The organism is Dactylosporangium sp. CA-092794 (genome assembly GCF_050948465.1).
In the GTDB taxonomy this organism is placed as follows: domain Bacteria; phylum Actinomycetota; class Actinomycetes; order Mycobacteriales; family Micromonosporaceae; genus Dactylosporangium.
Genome location: NZ_CP192044.1, coordinates 11,389,899 through 11,409,462, shown reverse-complemented (window position 1 = coordinate 11,409,462; position 19,564 = coordinate 11,389,899). Strand labels below are relative to the sequence as shown.

12 protein-coding genes are annotated in these 19,564 nt (G+C 68.8%); 11 read left to right on the top strand and 1 reads right to left on the bottom strand.

Annotation, left to right across the window (positions count from 1 at the left end; all coding sequences use genetic code 11):
• Positions 1-15: 15 nt before the first annotated feature.
• Positions 16-663: a TetR/AcrR family transcriptional regulator gene (locus tag ACQPXD_RS49315; RefSeq protein ID WP_432830968.1), complete on the bottom strand. Its 648-nt coding sequence runs from the start codon at positions 661-663 to the stop codon at positions 16-18.
• Positions 664-963: 300 nt separating this feature from the next.
• On the opposite strand from ACQPXD_RS49315, the gene ACQPXD_RS49310 reads away from it, so the two are divergent.
• The 11 genes from ACQPXD_RS49310 (at position 964) to ACQPXD_RS49260 (ending at position 18,715) form a co-directional block, all read left to right on the top strand.
• On the top strand, positions 964-1,620 hold the full coding sequence (locus tag ACQPXD_RS49310; RefSeq protein WP_432830966.1) for a TetR/AcrR family transcriptional regulator: 657 nt from the start codon (positions 964-966) through the stop codon (positions 1,618-1,620).
• Between the two features lie 210 nt (positions 1,621-1,830).
• Positions 1,831-2,439, top strand: a complete 609-nt coding sequence (locus tag ACQPXD_RS49305; RefSeq protein ID WP_432830964.1) for a nuclear transport factor 2 family protein — start codon at positions 1,831-1,833, stop codon at positions 2,437-2,439.
• 141 nt (positions 2,440-2,580) lie between these two features.
• Positions 2,581-2,787: a hypothetical protein gene (locus tag ACQPXD_RS49300; protein WP_432830962.1), complete on the top strand. Its 207-nt coding sequence runs from the start codon at positions 2,581-2,583 to the stop codon at positions 2,785-2,787.
• 65 nt (positions 2,788-2,852) lie between these two features.
• Positions 2,853-3,101, top strand: a complete 249-nt coding sequence (locus ACQPXD_RS49295) for a hypothetical protein (RefSeq protein ID WP_432830960.1) — start codon at positions 2,853-2,855, stop codon at positions 3,099-3,101.
• A gap of 1,906 nt (positions 3,102-5,007) precedes the next feature.
• The gene (locus tag ACQPXD_RS49290; protein ID WP_432830958.1) at positions 5,008-6,102 is read left to right on the top strand and encodes an AAA family ATPase; all 1,095 of its coding nucleotides are present in this window, start codon (positions 5,008-5,010) and stop codon (positions 6,100-6,102) included.
• A gap of 13 nt (positions 6,103-6,115) precedes the next feature.
• Entirely contained in the window at positions 6,116-7,246 is a 1,131-nt protein-coding gene (locus ACQPXD_RS49285; RefSeq protein WP_432830956.1) for a DUF58 domain-containing protein, read from the top strand.
• A 71-nt stretch (positions 7,247-7,317) separates the two neighbouring features.
• The gene (locus ACQPXD_RS49280) at positions 7,318-9,525 is read left to right on the top strand and encodes a transglutaminaseTgpA domain-containing protein (protein WP_432830954.1); all 2,208 of its coding nucleotides are present in this window, start codon (positions 7,318-7,320) and stop codon (positions 9,523-9,525) included.
• Positions 9,512-12,133 carry a right-handed parallel beta-helix repeat-containing protein gene (locus ACQPXD_RS49275; protein WP_432830952.1) on the top strand — a complete coding sequence of 874 codons (2,622 nt, stop codon included), beginning with the start codon at positions 9,512-9,514 and terminating at the stop codon, positions 12,131-12,133. The genes ACQPXD_RS49280 and ACQPXD_RS49275 overlap by 14 nt, the downstream gene beginning before the upstream one ends.
• Positions 12,130-12,972: a hypothetical protein gene (locus tag ACQPXD_RS49270; protein WP_432830950.1), complete on the top strand. Its 843-nt coding sequence runs from the start codon at positions 12,130-12,132 to the stop codon at positions 12,970-12,972. The genes ACQPXD_RS49275 and ACQPXD_RS49270 overlap by 4 nt, the downstream gene beginning before the upstream one ends.
• Positions 12,969-16,370 carry a hypothetical protein gene (locus ACQPXD_RS49265; protein ID WP_432830948.1) on the top strand — a complete coding sequence of 1,134 codons (3,402 nt, stop codon included), beginning with the start codon at positions 12,969-12,971 and terminating at the stop codon, positions 16,368-16,370. Before ACQPXD_RS49270 ends, ACQPXD_RS49265 begins: the two co-directional genes overlap by 4 nt.
• The gene (locus ACQPXD_RS49260) at positions 16,367-18,715 is read left to right on the top strand and encodes a tetratricopeptide repeat protein (RefSeq protein ID WP_432830946.1); all 2,349 of its coding nucleotides are present in this window, start codon (positions 16,367-16,369) and stop codon (positions 18,713-18,715) included. Before ACQPXD_RS49265 ends, ACQPXD_RS49260 begins: the two co-directional genes overlap by 4 nt.
• Positions 18,716-19,564 lie beyond the last annotated feature (849 nt).

Below are 19,564 nucleotides of genomic sequence, written 5' to 3'. Positions count from 1 at the left end.
CCGTCGCCATCGCGGTCAGTCGGTCGGAAGTGCCGTCGCTGACGGGGTCACGGCGACCATTCTCAGGACGAGGTCGGAGTACTGATCCGCGATACGTTCGGCCGACCATCCTGCACCAGGCCGAAACCAGCGGGCAAGGTCGATGCCCAGCGACAGGATCGCGGTTGCCGTGACCGGCGGATCGGCGATATCGAAGACACCGCGCCTCAGGCCCGACTCGAGGACGAAACGCACCTCGAAATCCAGCTCACGGCGTAGAGCAGCCACCTGGATGCGATGCTCGTCGGTCAGCGAGCGCAACTCGTAATTCACCACGCTCGCGGTGGTGCGCCGCTCCGCCTGATCCATCATGTACGCACGGACGACCGCTCGCAGTTGCTGGATCGGATCGTCGATTGTGCGCGCGGCCCGCTTCACCACGTTCAACGCTGATCGGTGCCCGATCAAGGAGATCTCGAACAGTAGTTCTTCCTTCGAGCGAAAGTGCACGTAGAGCGCGCCCGTGCTCGCGCCGACCGCTTCGGCGATCATGCGCGTGGACGTCGCGTGAAACCCGCGCGTCGCAAACGCGTCGATAGCGGCCGCGACGATGCGGCTACGGAGGTCATCGGCGTCGGGCTGCGGACCGTCGGACAGCGGACGGGGCGGATCGGTGTCTGTCATGTTCGTCCTTCGCCCGAGGTACGCTGCGGACAGCTTCGCCAATTCTGGGGTTCGCACTTTACGCCGGGATAAGCGGCTGCTCACAAAAGTGCTGGTTGCATCGTCTCAACGGCCGTCTGACCTACGGCAGCCGGTGCTCTGCGGTGTGGGTCGGGCCGCGGTCCGGGGTCGGAAGCCGGGCGTCTGCAACCACTAACGCCGGACGGCGTGTCATTCAACACCGTGAACCTTTGTGGTCAGAGCACTAGCCCGATGCTACTCTGTCACGAGTGAGCGCTCGGGTACCGGAGGATGGCCAAGATGTCCGTGCGGCAGCAGCGCTCAGCTGAAATCAGGAGCCGTGTCCTGGATGCAGCATTGCACACGTTCCACGCCAAGGGGTATCACGGCAGCTCGGTGAACGAGGTGGCGCAGGCTGCCGGCATCAGCGTCCCTGGCTTGTATCACCACTTCGCCACCAAACAGGATCTGCTGGCGACGATCCTGGGCGAGGGCGTGCGAGAGCTGTTCGAGCGACTCGAGCGTGCTGTGGAGACCGACGGTTTGAGCCCCGCGGAAAGGCTCGACCGCCTGGTGCGGACCCTGGCGACCTACCAGGCCATGCACGCGGTGAGCAGCTTCCTGTTCGTCAGTGAACTGCGCAGCCTCGAACCGGACAACAGGGCGAGGATCAATCACTACCGCCTGGCGATCCAGCACCTGTTCGACGATGTCGTGATCGATGGCGTGCGAGAAGGTGTGTTCACCACGGACATGCCGCTCGATGTCAGCCGATCGATCGTCGTGCTATGTACGAACATCTCCGGGTGGTTCCAGGCATCCGGTCCCCTCACCGCCGAACAGGTCGCCGAACGGCACGTGCGAATGGCTCGCGGCCTCGTTTTCACGGTCGAGGGCTGGCCCACGGTCGCCCGACATGGGCCTGAGTCATTGGCCGGACAGCGCGCCACCTCATAGCGTCGACGCAGCCGGCGAGGCGGCCGTCGTAGCGCCGCTGTCAAGGACGCGCGCCAAAGCCTGTCCGGCGCGTTCGGCTTCCGCTTCCAAGCGCTCGCTCACTGGTTAGGCCCAGCCGGGCCCAGGTCCGGGGAAGCTGTCGACGCGGTCGGGCTAGATCGGCTATGTTTGCCGAGTAAGCACTCGGCATATGGAAGGCAGCGTGATCAGATGACCGGCATCGGCTCGGAACAGTTCTCGCCAGAACGCCTCGCGGACCGCGCCCAGATCCAGGACCTCATCGCGCGGTACTGCCGCGCCGTCGACCGGCTCGATCTCGACGGCATTCGCGCGGCCTACCACCCGGATGCCGTCGACGATCACGGCGGCTACGCGGGCAATGTCGACGGCTTCGTCGAGTACGTCCGCGACCGCCACGCCAAAATCCCGTTCTCCATGCACTCCGTGAGCAACTCCGTCATCGAGTTTACCGGAGCGGATGTCGCTCACGTCGAGACCTACGTGACCACGTTCCAGTACTACCCGCCCGAGGCGCGCGAGGCCCTTGCCGTGTTGGCGGGCGATCGGATCTCGGGCACCGGCACGGCCTACTACCTGCTGGCCGGCCGGTACCTCGACGAGGTGACCCGCCGCGACGGGCAGTGGCGTTTCCAGAACCGCCGCGGTGTGTATGACGCAGGTGTTGTGTTCGAAGGCCAGGCCGCCGCGACGGGGCCGACCTTCACCACTGGAACCCGCGACAAACAGGATCCCGTGTACCAGACGTTGGCGGCCATGCTCGCCGGCGGCACCCTGTTGGGCGCGAATGCAGGTCGCTGATCTGCGCGATCCGCGCGCCTGCGTTGCGGTCCATCGGGTCAACGCGAGGGTGCCCCGGCCGTTGAGCCGGGGCAACCTCGACGACACACCGATCGTGTCGGCAATCGTGTCGCTGACACGATCGTTGGTAGTGTCAGCGGTATGACCATGAGCATCTCTATCACGCTCGACGACGAGCTCGGCGCGGCGCTGAACGCCGCGGCGGCCGGCGGGAACCGGTCGTCGGTGGTGGCTGAGGCTATTCGTGAGTACCTGGACCGCAAGGCCGTGGCTGCCGCGGCAGTCTGGCATGCGTCCCTCGAGGGCGAGGACGCTGCCGCATTCGCTGAGTTCAACGCCGGGTGGTAGCCGGGACCGCGCCACTGTCGCGAGGCGACGTTGTCGACTTCGCGCTCGGCAGCAGGCGGATCCGTGTGCTCGTGGTCAGCGCCAACGTGTATTCGGAGGTGTACCCGGTTGTGGTGCTGATCCACGACCGAGCCGATGGTGATGTGCCCGGCATTCTGCTGCCCTTGCCGGCGGACCTGGCCGGAGGCGGCACCATCGACCTGTCGCGCATCCGTTTCGGCGACCCGGCCGCGTTCGGCCACCGCCACGGTCGCATCTCAGCCACCCTGGCGAGCCAGGTCGACCGGGGCCTTCGCCGCCTGCTCGCGCTGTAGCAGCCCACCACAGGGTCCACTATCTGTCGGTGCGCCGTTGCTCCACCACGGCCCGGCCAGCGCCCAACTCGGCGGGGTCGCGTCGCGGCCCGGCCAGGCGGCGGTGGCCGGCCGCCGCTACGCGGGACCGCTCGGGGCGGGCGTCTGGCGCTCGTGGGTGTTGTCCGCACCATAACCCGCACCGCCAACCCACCCTGCGCGTCCTGACGCACCGGCGAGGCGCGGTCGGCGGTCACGTCTCACGCGCCGGCCCCGCCGCGGAGCACGCCGCAGCGACCGGAAGTCTCCGCGATCATGCTGTACCCGCCGCCGACACCAACGGTCTTTCATGATCACGGAGTGCTGATGTACCCCCGTGTACCGAAAGTCTCCGGGATCATGGCAAACCCGTGGTGCGGCCACCGCGGACATCATGATCACGGAGACATATGCCCGCCCCGGCCGCGCAGATCGGAGGTTGCGCCCGGCGGGTACGACACTCGCACCGTCCGCCCCACCCCCAATGGGTCGTTGAGGCGCGTAACGCATCCGACCATTCAAGGGGACGAAGCGAGAATTCGCCAGCGGCGACTGACAGGAAACCGATCGCATTCACCAGCATCACCGCTGACAGCCGAAAGCACACAATCTCAACACCACCTACCAACGGCCAATCAACGGCGCCAGAGGGACGCGGGAACGGAGCAACCGCTCCAGCCGCCGCAGGCCGTCAGCCGTCGACCGAGAGGCGCAAGGCGCGAGGCGCTCACGAACAGCACCCCCGGCATGGGGGTGTGGGTGGCGAAGCCCCCACTGGGGAGCGAGCGAAGCGAGCGCGAAGAATACGGAATCAACAACGGCAAGCGGCCCCCGCCGCGAAGCAGGGGCCGCCGATTTGATTCCGTACGCCGCGTAGGACTTGAACCTACAACCCGCAGTAGTGGGGCACGGGGGTATCCGACTTTTCACTACTCGTCAAAAGTTCGCGCTGACCTGCGGAAACGGCTTGGCCATCGAGGTCGATGCTTGCATAAGTTGTCACTGTTCCGCAGGGTTTTCGGGGGGTAAACGGGGGGTTCGATCATGATCCTCTGTCCCGAGTACCCGCCGATCTGAGACACCCCATGACCCGGTGGTGGCTGAGCGACGCCGCGCTGGACAGTCCTGTCTGACGCAGGCGCGAGGTTCTCGGCGCGGTTGCCAATGAGCTCTCGCGCGGCGAGCCGAGTTACGCCTTCGTCGTCGGCGACCTGCTGGCCGCGGTGGAGGAACAACGGGCGGTATGCGTTCACCGACACTGGCCCGCCGACGCCGACGAGCTCTTCACCAAACCAATCATTGCCGCGCCCGTACACTTCCTTCTCCGAGCCGCTCGGGTACTCGACCACCCCATCCCGCGTGAACTACTCAAGCGCGGGCATCCGCTCTGCCGCTGGGCCGGCATCCCGGAACGCCCCGGCTACTGGTGGACCGAGCACGGACCCCGAGCCCGACCGCTGCCGTAGTTGCGGATCGCTGCCGTTCGTCCACACCGCCCGCGCCGGGCCTCTGAGGCCCGCGACCAGTGCGGCGCCTATCGCACGACGATCAGCGCGGCCGCAGTACCGATGCGGCACCTTGCAATGCTCATCGCTGCTCCCTTCCGAACAGTCGGTCGTACTCGGATGCAGTCGGGCTGTTCGCCCGATCCGCCATTGACGTTCCGTGACGCGGCGCTGACGCGCGAGTACGTGAGCCGGCCTTGCCACCACGCGGCCGTGGAAGCCCGTGCCGTGCCAGAGGCCGCTGTTGCGGCGTCATCTTGAACGTGTTCGCGGCGATCACCGCCCACGTATGCGCGGGCGAGCTCCTCCGGGAGACTCGCGGTCGCTCGACGGTCGCCAGCAGCGGCTCCGTCTGCGGGCCGGCGTCGCGGAGTATTTCCTCGATGCATTACTCGGTGCTGGCGGCCGTCGGCAAGTCCGTACTTCGGGACCCAAACAGACCCGTTCGTCGGCCGAACGGGCAGCGCTTTCCGTTGCGCTTCGTGTTCGAATGGGGGCTCATGGGTGGACTGGGAGACTCCATGTCGATGACGTCAATCCGATTCGCGGAGCGCTTTGCTGACCTTGAGCGCAACATTGCGCAGGTCATTCGCGGCAAGCCCGACGCGATTAAGTTGGCGCTCGTCTGTGTCTTCTCGGAGGGTCACCTGCTGATCCAGGACGTTCCCGGCGTCGCGAAGACCTCGCTGGCGAAGGCGATCGCCAAGTCGATACATGGCGGCGACTTCCGGCGGATCCAGTTCACGCCGGACCTGCTGCCGTCGGACGTCACGGGCGTCGAGGTGTATGACCCCGGACTGCGGTCCTTCGACTTCCGGCCCGGCCCGGTCTTCTGCAACGTGCTGCTGGGCGATGAGATCAATCGTGCCTCGCCGCGGACCCAGTCGGCGCTTTTGCAGGTGATGGCCGAGGGCGAGGTCACGGTCGGGCTGACGACCAGGCGGGTCGGGAAGCCGTTTCTGTGCATCGCGACCCAGAACCCGGCTGACCACCAGGGCACCTATCCGCTGCCTGAGGCGCAGATGGATCGCTTTCACATGCGCATCTCGATCGGCTATCCAGATCACGGTGACGAGATGACCATCATCGAGCAGGCGGTCGGCGGGATCCGCGTCGCCGATATGCGGCCGGTGGTGGGCATCGCGGAGGTCGCCGCGATGACCGAGTTCACCCGAAGTGTCGAGGTCGGCGGCGCGCTGCGTGACTATCTGGTGCGGCTCGCCGCGGCGACGCGGGCGGACCCTGCCGTGCGGCTCGGCGTCAGCCCGCGCGGCGCGATAGCGCTCGCCCGGGCCGCGCAGGTGGTGGCGGCCGCACACGGTCGCGAATACGCGACCGTCGATGACGCCAAGGCGGTTGCCGTGCCCGTCTTGCTGCATCGGCTGATGCTCAAGCCGGAGGCCCTGATGCAGGACGTCGATGCGGAGAAGCTGCTGCTCGAGATACTTGCCACCGTACGGCCGCTGCAGGCGCGCTAACGGCGGCTCCGCGATGAAGCTGACGACGGCAGGGCGGACACTCATCATGTCCGGTGGCGTACTCGTGGTCATCGGCCTGCTGGTGGGCTATCCGGAGCTGGTTGCGCTCGGTGCGGCGGGTCTCACGTGGATCTTGGCCGCACTCGCGGTCGTCGTTGCTCGGCCCGCCCTGCGGGCCGAGCGCGCCGTGCCGAGGGCCCGCGTTACCGAAGGAACGCCGATGCGCTGCATCGTCCGAGCGACGAACGCTGGCTGGGTCGCCAGCCCGGAGGTGGGCCTGCTCGAAGAGGTGGCCGGGCGCCCCTTCCGATTGCGCCTGCCGCCGCTGCCGCCCGGTCGATCGGAGTCCTTCGAGTACGAACTGCCGATGCCGCGGCGCGGAGTGTATCGATTTGTGCCGCTGAGCATCGAGCGTGCGGACCCAGCCCGCCTGGCCGTTCGGCGGGTGAGTCTGGGACCCGAGATCACCGTCTACGTCCACCCCTCCTTCCACGACCTACCGCTGTTCGGTGCCGGAGACCTGGCGGGCAGCGATGGGCGGGCATCGCGGCCGACCGGCGGCGGGGTTGCCTTCTTCGGCCTGCGCGAGTACATCCCTGGCGACGACCTGCGACTGATCCATTGGCCCACCTCGGCCCGTCTGGGCTCTTTGGCAGTTCGGCAACTCAGCGTTCCCGATGCGCCCGGCTACCAGGTGGTACTGGACACCGCTCGAAGCCTGTATCCGGACGACTCGTTCGAGGACGCGGTGCGCATCGCCGCCTCCCTGGCGGTCGCCGTCATGCGGCTCGGCGCCCAGCTGCACCTCCGCACGACCGGCGGTACAGCGCTGGTGAACACGTTGGCGACCCCGAATGCATCGTCCGGTCCCGCGCTCGACTTCCTTGCTGCGGTCGGACTCACCGACCGATACGTCGTCGCCCCCGCCGTCGTCGATCGCGATCTGCTCGGGAGCGTCCTGGTCACAGGTGAGGTCGGCGGCTCCGCTCTCGAGTCCCTCGTTGCCCCGTTGAACGTGGCCGGGCCGGTTTCCGTTGTGCAGATCTGCTCCGCCATACCTCGGCGCTTCAGCATCTGCGGTGCCCAGGTGCTCAGTGTGCGTAACAGCAGCGAGTTCGCGGTGCAGTATCGGGGACTCGAATGACAACGCCTGTCGTGTCCCCCGCACGCCGGGCCGGTGAGCTGCTGGCGTGTGCTGCCGCAGCCAGCTCATCGTTGATCGTACTGCGCGAGTTTTTCGACGCCGCGACCTACGCCCCGGCCGCGGTCACGGCGCTGGTTGGCGGCATGACCCTTACGGCCATCGTCGCTCGTCGCATCCGCCCGCTTACTGCGGCCGTCCTTCACGTCGTCTGCTTCGGCGCGTTCGCCGCTCTGACAGCGCTTCGCGGGACCTTTCACGGTGCTGTGCCCACGCCACGCACCGCCGAGGAACTCGGGTGGGGCGTCATCGCCGGGTGGGCTGAAATGCTGTCGGTCGGCCTGCCGGCCCCGGCAACCGGCCGGCCGCTCGTCACCGTGCTCCTCGTGACATGGTTGACCGCGGCCGCGTCGACGGCGCTTGCGTTGCATACGCGCGCGCCACTGTGGCCCGCCCTGCCGCCGATGCTGGCATGCGGGCTGGCGCTTGCCATGGTTGCCAGCCAGCAGCCGGTTCATCTGGTCGCCACCGGCGTGCTCAGCGTCGCCATCGTCATCCTCGTCGTCATCCGAAGCCGGCAGACCACCGCAGCGGGCGTTCGGCCGACTACGTTGCCCCCGGCTGGTTCTGGCGTGCCGCGTTCCCGGCTCTCGGGCCTGCGGACGGTCGGCTACCTGTGCGCCGTCGTGGTGCTCGGCGCCGCCCCGCTCGGTGTGATCGCGGCGGTGGGTGGCGACCCGCGCCGCGCCGACCCTCGTCCACTGCGCGCCGCGCCGCTCACCGTCCCGGAGATGATCACACCGTTGGCCACCGTTCGCGCGCAGCTGATCGAGGCGCCGGTTCGGCGGCTCCTCCACGTCGAACTCGATGCCGCGCCCGACACCGCCGGACTGGTCGGCATCCGGACGATTGCCTTGGACCGATTCGACGGTGCGGTGTGGACGACAGACCAGGACTTCTTCGCCGCCGGTGAGAACCTCAAGCGGGACCGCGGCCTGTCGGCTCCGCACAGGATCACCGGCCGGGTGACCATCGATCGGCTGGCCGGCCGATTCCTGCCATTGGTCGGCTGGCCACGCCAGATCAGGTTCACGTCCGGGATAAGCACGGCGATCGGCTTCAGCCCCCGCTCCGGCGCCGTCGTCGCGTCCGCGACGCTTCCGGCCGGCGCCACGTTCGAGTTCGTCGGTGAGTACCGATCGGCGAACGAGGTGGCCCGCAGCGACCGGCCGGCGCGGGCGGGGGACGACGCCGAGTATCAGGTGCTTCCGCCGGGCATACCGCCCCTGATCATGGCGACTGCGCATGAGGCCACGGACGCAGAGGCCAGCCCTGTCGGCAAACTCGCGGCACTGAACGAGTACCTGCGAGGGTTGCCGTACAGCCTGGAGGCGCCGCCCGGACACTCGTACGCCGCGGTGAGCGGCATACTCAGCGCGAACGGCATCGGGTACGCCGAGCAGCACGCGGCTGCGTTCGCGATCATGGCCCGTGTGCTGGGCTTCCCGGCCCGGGTCGCCGTCGGGTACCGGCTGCCGAACGACGGGGGCCGCTCGTTCGACGTCACCACGGCCGACGCCCATGCCTGGGCCGAGGTGCGGCTCGATCGGTCCGGCTGGGTTGCGTTTGACCCGACCGACGCGCAGCGGACCCAGCGCCGGACCCCGGTGGGCGTCAGCCCAAGCCCTACGGTGACGGAGACGCCCTCCGATGGAACGACCCCGACCGGCGCGGCGTCCGTCTCGCCGACGGCGCCGATCGAACCATGTACTCAGCCTGATCCCCGCTGCGGCGGCACGGACTGGGTCCGGGCCGTGCTGGTCGTCCTCGGATCGTGTACCGCTGTCGTCGCGCTCGCGCTGGCTGGGATCGCGGCGACCCGCATACTGCGACGGCGGCGACGGCGGCGCCGCGGTACGCCTGCCGACCGCGTCGTCGGGGCCTGGCAGGAGTCGGTGGAGCTGCCGCTGGTGCGGAACATGCACCTTCCGCCGGGCCTGACCCCGATCGAGATCGCGGGCCGCGCAGCGGAGCGGCACGGGTCGCGAACCCAGCCGATGAGCGAGCTGTCGTCGCTGGTGACAACGGCGGTGTTCGGCCCGCAGCATCTTGTGCCGGGTGACCCGGAACGGGCGTGGGCGATGGAGTGGCGCCTGCACCGCCAGCTCTACGGCGGTCGCCGCCGATGGCTGCGGATCGTGGACCGGTTCGACCCAAGGGTGCTCCGTTCCGGCCCTCGGCGACCCTCCAGGACGGGAGCCCCAGTCGATGCGGCGCCGTGACGGGTGGCTGATGCGGTATTCCCGCAGCACGCGCGTCAGGCGTGCGCTGGCACTCTGCGCCGGAACGATGCTGGCCGCCGGCTTCATCGCCGTGGGTGCGAACCACGCCGCGCCGCCGGCTCATCCCCGGTTCACCAGCGGCAGCATCTGGCTGACCTCGCGCGGCGTCGGCCAGCTTACGCTGGTCGACGGCGTCTCCGCGAAGGTGGCCGCCAACGTCCGGGTCGGTGCGGCGAACAGCAGGTTCGTCGCCACGCAGGCTGACGCGGCAGGGTACGTGTTCGATGCGGACAACGGTGCGGTCGTCGGCGTCAGCGCGGCCACGCTGTCGACCGTTACGCAGCGGCTCCGGCCCGAGGAACGCGCCACGGTTGTGTACTCCGTCCGCGGGGGAGTGCTGGCCGCCGACGCGGCGGGCCGGACGGTCACCATGCTCGACGGGAGCACACTGCGTCGGGTCGGGCCGCCGGTCCAGCTGCCGAGTGCGGACATCGCCTTTGTCGGTACCGCCGACGCCCTGTGGGCCGTCGATCGCGCTACCGGCGAGGTCCTGGCGATCGACGCGAGCCCGCAGGGTCCGGTTCGCCGGATCAGCCGTCACATTGCCGGCATCAGCGGCCATGGCGTCCGCCTGACATCGGCCGCCGGCCGGCCGGTGCTGTTCGACCCTGTCGCGCACACGGCGGTCTGGCTGGCACCCGACAACGGCGAGGCCGAGCTGACGATGCAGCTGCCGGCGGGCGCCGACGACGTTGTCACTGGCGCCGAGCAGCGCTCTACCGTCCTGGTGATGCAGGCCGGTTCCGGCGTGCTCTACCCGTGCACGCAGGACGGTGGTGGCTGCGCATCGGGCATCCCGACGGTGCCGGGCGGCTCAGATCTCGGCGGCCCGGTCGTCGCCGGCGGCTACGCCTTCGTCCCGAACTACAGCACCAGAACGGTGTGGGTTGCGGAACTCAGCACCGGGCGTGTCATCCACACCGAACCGCTGTTCGCCGGCGCGGTGCGATTCGAACTGCTCACGCGCTCCGGGATCGTGTACTTCAACGACCCCGACACCCAGGCCGCCGGCGTGATCGATGCCGACGGCACCGTCCGGCGCATCGACAAGTACGCGGTGAGGCCATCAGCAGCGCCGTCGCCGTCGCTGCACAGCCTCCCGAGCCAGTCATCCTCACCGACCGCCGTCCCGACCCGCTCGCCGAAGCCCTCCGGGTCGGGCTCGAGTCGCGTACCCAGCCCGTCCAGCGTCCCCGGGCCGCCTAGCCACATCAGCGCGATCTCGTTCGACCCGAAGACACCTCCTGAGGTCGGCCAGACCGTCACTGCCAGCGCGACCATCGCCGGGCCGAGGCCGACCGCGTGGGCTTGGAGCGTCGTGACCGCGGACCAGACCCCCGAGGCGACCGGTACCGAGGAACAGCTGAAGCACACGTTCACTGCGCCTGGTCGCTACACCGTCACGCTTACGGTCACGACCGGCACACGCACAGACTCGCTGTCGGCGACGCTCACGGTCATCACGCAGTCGCCGCGGGTGCAGTGCGGCGACGTCATCACGCGCAGCGTGGTCCTCCATGAGGATCTGAACTGCGAGGGCAGCGGCCTCACCGTCGGAGCGCAGGATGTCATCGTCGACCTCAACGACTACACCATCAGCGGCGGCACGTTCAGGGTGGACCGGCAGGCCGGAGTCAGTATCCGGCACGGTCAGCTCAAGACTCGCGTGAGCTACTCCAACTCGCCGTTCGGCGCGTTGATCGACGTTCGCGTCAAGGCACCCGATCTGACCGTGTCGTCCAGCGTCAACATGCGGTTCGAACAGTCCACGATCGCGGACACCCAGATAACGTTCAACGGCTCGGGAAACCCAAGCCTGTCAAGCACCAAGATCGTCGGTGGCGCGCTGGAGTTCCAGCGTGCCGAGACCACATCGCCGCTGATCACCGGCTGCGTGTTGCAGAACACCAGGCTCTCGTTCCTCGTCGACGTCCAGTCCAGCAACGTCGTCCGGTCAACCATCACCGATACCGTCATCACGTTGCAGGAGTCGGACGACCTTGTTGTGCGCGACAACACGTTCTTCCGGTCTTCGGTGGTCCTCTCGCAGACCTCCCGACGGGCCAGGTTCAGCAACAACGAGTTCACCGGCGCGGACGCCGTGATCACCGTCGGGGACCTGACGACCGATGTCGTCATCGAGCAGAACGCGTTCCGCAACAACCGCATCGGGGTCGCTGACGCGGCCAGAAACATCGGCGAAACCGATGGACTCATCATTCGCGGCAACACCTTCGAGAACAACGCGGTTGCCGGGGTATACCTCGATTACGTCACGACTGACGGGCGCAATCAGACCGAGGTCACGGGTAACCACTTCACTGCCAACGGACGACAGTCGGCCGGCAAGAAAGACTCGCGAGGTCGGCCAGTCAATGATGGGCTGCACATCACCGCTCCGCCGGGCGCCGGCGTCTTCATCGCTGACAACGATACGACTGACAACGCCGACTACGGGATCGAGGCAATACCCGGCACCGTGACCGACGGCGGGGGCAACCGGTCCGTCAACAACCCATCGGGATGTGTTGGGGTGAGATGTACATGACCGACTCCCGGTACTTCCGCACGATGCTCCTCGACGCGCTGCGCGTTCTGCAGGGCAAGGCCATCGGTGGCGCTCCGGCCCGCATGACCACGACGGTGGACTCGCTCACCGTCGAAGCGCAGGTCACCGCCGGAACGGCCGGGACGCTGGCGCTGACCTGCAGCATCCGCATCGCCACCGCGGACGGGTCGCACCCGCTTGCGGGCACGCCGATTTGCGTAGGGGTCGACGAGAGGCGGTTCAGCCTCGGCACGGTCGACGACGACAACTCATTCTCGATCACGGGTATGCCACCCGGCAGTTGGAGGTTCGACCTCCGTGCCCGTCCGCGCAGTCCGCGGCTGCCGGAGACCGCCGTGCCGCTGCCGCAGCCTGCGGCCCAGCTGTCGTTCGCCGCACCGGCCGACAGCGACGCCGCCGAAGTGCTGCGTGTGGTCACCCCCGGGCGGCGGACGCTGCTTGTCCTGCGGCGGACGCTGCCCGGCCAGTACCTGATCGAGGCCACCCGGCCGCCGGAGACGCGATGGCGGGCCGTTGTCGTCGAGTACACCGCTGAAGACGGCGACACGGCTGTCCGGGTCATTCCGCTGCCGGCCTCGTCGATCCGAGCCAGCGGAACCGTCCGACTCGACGCCTTCTTCGCTCAGGCTCCGTGGCAGGCGCTCGACAATGCGCCGGTGGAGGAGCTGGACGGTATCTGCTCGCCGGACGATCTTGCGGCGTCGGCGGCGGCCGCACACTCGGCCGCGGGTCGGCAGGCGTGGCGTGATCTCGCGGTGCGGCTCACCACCGAACAACACGATGCGATACATCGCGGGCTCGGGGCGGGCCGCGAATGACAGCGGACGCGACCGCTCTCGGGCGGCCGGGCCAGCGCCGGTCGCCGCTGGCCCGTCTGGATGAGGCGCTCGCCGACCTCGCGGGCGCCGACATCGCCCTGGTCTCGGTCACGCCGGACGAGATCCGGGCTCGGCTGCTGGACGGCCTGTGGTGGGATGCGTGCGCCGAGGGGAGCCGGACCGACCCGGAGCGGGTCCGGCAGTGGTACGACGGCGAAGATACCCGTATCGAGCGCATCCTGGCCGGGCAGGACCCGACGGACTTCGGCCCCTACGACGCGGGCGAGTCGACCCGGGCGATTGCCGCGGTTGCGGTCGCCGCGGCGGACGGGTTACCCGGCGGGCTGCGCGACCGGGCGCGCCGCGACGCCGAGGCGTACTGGTCGGCGGCCGGCGTGCTGCCGTTCACGGCGACCACCCCGAGCCGTGCCGGCGAACGGGACGGATACCGGCGCAGCGCGGCCGCGGCGTTCGTCGAGCTGGCCGTGGCTTGCATGGCCAGCGACCCGGCACCGCCTGTGGCCCGCCGGGAGGTCCGCATCCTGTTCGACACCGCACCGGGCGAGCAGGCCGGCCGTACCGGAACGCTGAGGCTTGTGCTGCTGCCCGGGGGTCCGCCTGGCCTCTACCCGGACCCGCGAACCATGAGCTTTCTGCGCGCCGACATGGATTTTCGCGAGTCGCTCTCGGCGTCGTGGACCTACGCCGCGCGTGCCGCCGCCCCGCGCTGCGTGCTGTGGCACATCGAGCAGGAGGGCGATCAGAGGACGCCGATCAGCGGCAACTCGCTCGGCGCCGCCTTCGCCGTCGCGCTCGCGGAGTTGCTCGGCCACCGCCGTGCCCGATCACTGTCGCCCTTGCGGTTCTTCAGGGTCTTCCGCACCCAGTGTGCGATCACCGGCTCCCTCACCGCCGATGGCGTGATCGGCCCGGTCGGCGGCCTGCCAGGCAAGTTCGAGGCAGCACGCCGCCGGACCTGGAGCGTGGTCGTCCCGGAGGCCAACTGGCAGGCGGCCGTCCAGCTTAGGGGTCATGGGCTGCGTATCTTCCCGGTCAGCACCGTGCGGCAGGCCCGCCGGCGGGTACAACGCTGGGTCCCCACCCGAATGATCGCCGTCGGCATCGTGCCGCTCCTCGCCCTGAGCGGATACCTGGTCAGCCGAGCCAGGGCCGACACCGAGCAGGCGATTGAGCATGAGCGGCTCGCCCAACGTGCCCGTGTCGTCCGGGAGTTACTCGACCAGGCGGATGCCCTCTCCCGGGACCAGACTAACCTGGCTACACGGCTCGACCTCGCGGCTGCGGCCATCGAGGACTCGCCGCAGACGCGGGCGGCGCTGGTCAACCGCCTGATCACCGTTCGACCGCCAGCCGTCATCACTCCCGGCCAGGGGCCGGTGACCGCTGTGGCGTACGGACCCGGGGGTACCCTCGTCACGGCGGATCAATCCGGCGCAACACTGTGGGACATCAGCGAACCCGCGCGTCCGCGACGCCGCTACAGTCCGCTGATCGGGAGCACGGTCGCGGGCGCCACGGCGACGAGTTCCGATGGACGGACCGTACTCATCGCCGGACGGTCGAGTTCGTCGGAGGCAGCTGAGCCGTTGGTGACGATCTGGAACGCCGCTGATTCAGCCCGGCCGAGTCAGTCACAGTTCGCCACCTGCGACACGACCGCTCTGGCCTACAGCGAGGCGTCCAGGCTTGCCGCGGTTGCGTGTGCCGACGGGACGCTCACGATCTGGAACCTGGCTGACCCCGCCCGGCCCGTCAACGCCGGCGTGCTCGTTCGCGGCACCGGTGCCATCCATGCCGTCGCCTTCAACAAGACCGGCACCATGGTCGCCGTTGCCGCGCAGCAGGGCGCCGCGCTTTACTCCATCACGGGTGCACCATCGGGAAGGCTGGCTGCCGCGGTCGAGTGGAGTTCGGCGGAGACGCCGAAGAGGCCTGGGTTGCCCGCGCCAGGGCCCGCATACGCCGCGGCGTTCGGCGACGGGCCGGAGCTTGTAATCGGCTGGTCGGACGGGACCAGCGAGATGGTACGCGTGCAGCGGGGCCGTTGGATGGACGACGGCTTCCTGGCGATCGCCGGGCAGTCCGGTGCGGTCCGCGCCGTCGATGTGCGTGACGCCGGAAAGACGGTGCTGGTGGGCGGCGACGGGAACTCCGCCGTCGTCTGGCGGCAGTCGGCGACCTCTCGTGTTTATGAGCCCTTCGCCGTGCTGCACGGACACGAGGGGTCGGTGATCACCGCGAGGTTCGCGGCAGACGGGTCCACGGCGGTCACCGGCAGCCGGGACGGCACCGTTCGCCTGTGGGATCTCAGGGACGCGGATCAATACCGCCGGATCGGCACGATGCAGGGACAGCGCGGCTCGGTGGAGCAGATCATGGTTCGGGGGACGGTGGGCGTCACCGTTACGGGTGACGGAGCCACGGTGTGGGACCTGGCGACCATAAAACAGCCGAACCGGGTCGCCGGCCTCCATCCCGCCACCGGCAAGGCCACGTCCGTCGTGCTGCGCTCCGACGGCAGCGCAGTCCACGCCGTGACGACGGACGAACAGGGCGGGCTGACCGGATGGGACCTCACCACGCCGGCGACACCGAGAGAGGAGTGGAGCCGCCCGCCGGACACGGTCGTCGCCCAGACGCTCGGTCTCTCCGCAGACGGTCGGCTGCTTGCCGCCGGCGGAGCGGGTGGCGTCGTACTCCTGAACAGCACCGACCCTGCCGAGCCAACGCAAGCCTCCACGTTCGGTACCGGTCCGATCATCCGGGTCGCTTTCGATTCCGGCGGCGGCTACCTCGCCGTGGCGAAGGAGGACGGCACGACCGAGATCTGGGATGTGCGCAAGCCGGATGCGCCGCACCTGGTTCAGCGGCTGCCTTCCGCTTCCGGGCCGTCCCGCGCGCTGGCATTCGCTCCGAGCGCGCGGACGCTCACACGGTCCGAGGGGCGCGACCCGATCGTGACCCAGTTCGATCTGGCGGACGCGTCGGCCCTGAAGGAGATCACGTCGATGCGTGGACACCAGCAGCCCGTGGAGGTCGTGGCGTACAGCGACGATGGCACGATGCTGGTGACCGCGAGCCGGGACGCCACCGCAATGCTGTGGAGCATCGTCGATCCCTTTCACCCGCACCTCCTAGCCGTTCTGACCGGCCACACCGCGCCGCTGCGGAGCGCGGCATTCGGCGGTGACCAGGGCACCGTCATCACCGGCGACGAACAGGGTGGCATCATCGTCTGGGACGTCTCCGGGATCACGTCGGTCACCGCCGACCCGCGTACCGCTGCCTGCCGTGCAGCCGGCGGTTCCCTCTCCGAGACAGACTGGTCGCGATACCCCTCGCGGATTCTGCCCTACGTAGACGGATGCCAAGCATGAAGCTGGTACCTCCGCGCCGGAGCGTCGTAGCGGGCATCTCCGTCCTCTTCGGCGCCGCCGCCGGTGTCGTCACCAACATCGTCGTGCCGGACGGGTTTTGGCCAGGCTGGGTTTTCCTGGCCGCGCTGATCCTCGCGTGGATGGCGTTCGAGGCCTGGCGCGCCGGCGGTACGGCAAGGCATGTTGCGACTGCGCCCTTGCCGCACGGGATCGACATCCGCTCTGCCGCACCACCGCTTGACCTGCTGCCAGCTCAGCTGCGCGGCCGGGACGACCTGGTCGACGAGCTCGCCGCACTCGTGCTGGCTCCTGACGGCCGGCCGCACATCGTGAGCGGTATCGGCGGCTGCGGCAAGACGGCGGTCGCGCTGGCCGTCGTGGAGCGGTCCGTACAGGCCGGGCGCCAGGTCTGGTGGATCGACGCGAGGGACTCGGCGTCGCTACGGTTCTCGCTGGCCGGTCTCGCTACCGACCTGGGCATCGCCGCCGATGCCCAGGGCACAGCGGCCATGCTCGACCTCATCTGGAAAGGTCTCGCCGATGCGCCCACCGGGTGGCTGCTCATCGTCGATGCTGCGGACAGGCCGGAACTACTCAGTCCGTCCGGCGACGACCTGCGAGCCGGGCTCGGCGTCGTCCGTCGTTCCGCCCGCGGGCTGGTCCTGGTTACCTCGCGCGTCCGCGCGAGCGACGCCTGGAGCGCGTATGCGGTGATCCATCCAATCGCCGAGCTGTCCCCGACGGCGGCCGCCGAGGTGCTCGTCGATGCGGTCGGGCCGGGGATCGACGACTGGGACGAGGCCGCCGCGCTCGGTGCGCAACTCGGCGGCCTGCCGCTTGCCCTGGTCGCTGCCGGGCGCTACCTGCGCTCGTCACTCGCGCAACTGGAGGAGACGACGACGTTCGCCGCATACCGCGGGATCCTGACCACCAAGTTCGCGGAGTTCATGGACGCGCACGGGGACGCCGTGCGCAGCTCCGGCGCCGTCACGGCCACATGGGAGGTCTCGCTCGACCTGCTCGCCGACAAGGGCATGGTGCACGCCCGGGACCTCATGCGGATCCTCGGCGGCCTCGCGCCTGCACCCCTGCCCCTGGATTTGCTCGACCCCGCCACTTTGCGCCGTACGGCCCTGCTGCGCCGTACGGCCGGTCATCGCCTTCGCCGATCGGTCAGGCGGTACGACGCCGCCGTACACTCCCGAACTCTCAACGAACTGATCGAGTTGGGACTGCTGTCGCTGCAGTGCGCCACCGATGCCACGGGCCGCACACTGCGTTGTGTCGCGGCGCATCCTGTCGTGGTGCAGTCCAACCGGGCGATCGCCGGCCGGGAGCCGGCCGTGCAATCCGGCGTCGCGGCTGCCGTCGCGATGCTGATGTGCGCTACCGCGGTACGCCACGACCCCGAACAGCCGGATACAGGACCCTGGTGGTCCACGGTTTCCGGCCATCTGCTCGACGTACTGCCACGGACTCGCACGGCCCTGCGACGACCGCTCCGACGCGCGCTGATCGAGCTTACGCACAATGCCGCGCGAGCCCTGTATGTCGCAGGCAACTTCGTCGAGAGCCGCCGCGTGGCGCGATGCGGGCTTCGCGCGGCGCAAGTGCTCGGCCGTCGCGACGAGGCTGTGCGTTTCCGCCTGCGCACCGATCTTGCGAACGCACTGTTCCGGCTCGGCGAGGTCGAGAACGGCGTACGCATCCACCAACGCGTTGCCGCGGCCCGAGCGAGACTGCTCGGTGAGCGGGATCCGGAGACGCTGCGCAGCCGCGGTAACCATGCTGCCGCCTTGTTCGGTCTCGGTCGATACCAAGAGACGGAGCAGATCTGCCGGTCGACCCTCACGGCAGTGGGCAAGCGACTGCCCGCCGACCGGCCCGAACTGCTTCGCATCCGCCACCACCTCGCCGCGGCGCTCGTGGCCCTCGGCGACTACGAAGCGGGCGAGCGCGAGGTCCGCGATGCGCTCCGACTGTCCGAGCGGACCGGGAACTCCGATCCGGACGCTTTACGGGCCCGCAACACGCTCGCCAACGCCCTGACCGGGCTGACGAACCTCGGCGAGGCCGAGCAGGAATACCGGAGGGTGCTCGCCGCACAGACACGAAGGTTCGCCGCGAAGCATCCGGACACCATCACTACTCGGAGCAACCTGGCGCTGACCCTGCTGCGCCAGCGTCGGCTCGGCGAGGCGGAACAGGAGTTTCGTACGGTGCTACAGCTACGGTCAGAGGTACTCGGGCACGATCACGCGGATACCCGAACTGCCGGTGAGCACCTCCGGCTCGTTCTCGACGAGATCGAGCGTGAGGACGCTGCTGTCGACGGCGCAGAGTGACCGACAGCACGGACGGGCGCGGGCCGGTGCGGCGGCCGCCTCACCAGCTACTCGAACATCCACGCCTTCGTGGTCGCCGCGGTGACCGGCAGCGTCGGCTTGGCCGTTCGCGTACCGGCAGCTGCGCACGCTTCACGCCAGACCGATATCGGTTTCCTCCCCAGAGAACCGGCAGCTACGTCGCCGCCACGCCAGCCGAGCCGAATTCCAGGACTCGCGTCGCGTATCGACGGGCTTGTCTTCCCGGTGGTCCGGCGATCGTGCGAGGCGTCGGACCGGAGTTGGCTCGGGCCGCACAGGGCGGCCGGAGCGTTCGCCCGGACTGTCACATCAGGCTCTTTGGGCTGAGTCTGCGGTCGGCGGGTGCTGTGGGTGATGCCAGTTACGGCGCACGGCGTGTTCGTGTTTGCCGATCTTTCGGGCGATGTTGGCAGCGCTGAGCTCGGGATGGCGTTGGCGCCAGTAGGCCACCGCGCTGGCCGTGTCGGCGGTAGAGGGCCGTCAATTGAATCTGTGCCGGCCGGGTACGTCAGCCCTCGGGATCGACCCGAAGTTGATGGCGAGCATGTTGCAGCCGGCGCTGATCTTCGGTACTACAGACCGCATTTCCCACGCTGCTATGGCTTGACCTGGCCCAACTCACGGAGTTGTCGTGTATCACCGCCGATCGCGTCGCCTGTAATGGACCAGTAGGTGTCGACTTTGACCGATCTCCGGATGCCCGTCCAGGTCCGAGGGCAGGGACAGTTGGTAGACCGTGCTTCCAGGTAGGGAGGTTTGCCGGTGTTTGCTGGCCGAATCGCGGTATGGATGTGCCAGCGACGGGTGGCGGTCGCTGGCGCGGGATTG

Bases quoted from the DNA above. Each gene is read 5' to 3' on its own strand.
- ACQPXD_RS49315 (WP_432830968.1), bottom strand. From the start codon at position 663: ATGACAGACACCGATCCGCCCCGTCCGCTGTCCGACGGTCCGCAGCCC.
- ACQPXD_RS49310 (WP_432830966.1), top strand. From the start codon at position 964: ATGTCCGTGCGGCAGCAGCGCTCAGCTGAAATCAGGAGCCGTGTCCTG.
- ACQPXD_RS49305 (WP_432830964.1), top strand. From the start codon at position 1,831: ATGACCGGCATCGGCTCGGAACAGTTCTCGCCAGAACGCCTCGCGGAC.
- ACQPXD_RS49300 (WP_432830962.1), top strand. From the start codon at position 2,581: ATGACCATGAGCATCTCTATCACGCTCGACGACGAGCTCGGCGCGGCG.
- ACQPXD_RS49290 (WP_432830958.1), top strand. From the start codon at position 5,008: ATGCATTACTCGGTGCTGGCGGCCGTCGGCAAGTCCGTACTTCGGGAC.
- ACQPXD_RS49285 (WP_432830956.1), top strand. From the start codon at position 6,116: ATGAAGCTGACGACGGCAGGGCGGACACTCATCATGTCCGGTGGCGTA.
- ACQPXD_RS49275 (WP_432830952.1), top strand. From the start codon at position 9,512: ATGCGGCGCCGTGACGGGTGGCTGATGCGGTATTCCCGCAGCACGCGC.
- ACQPXD_RS49270 (WP_432830950.1), top strand. From the start codon at position 12,130: ATGACCGACTCCCGGTACTTCCGCACGATGCTCCTCGACGCGCTGCGC.
- ACQPXD_RS49265 (WP_432830948.1), top strand. From the start codon at position 12,969: ATGACAGCGGACGCGACCGCTCTCGGGCGGCCGGGCCAGCGCCGGTCG.
- ACQPXD_RS49260 (WP_432830946.1), top strand. From the start codon at position 16,367: ATGAAGCTGGTACCTCCGCGCCGGAGCGTCGTAGCGGGCATCTCCGTC.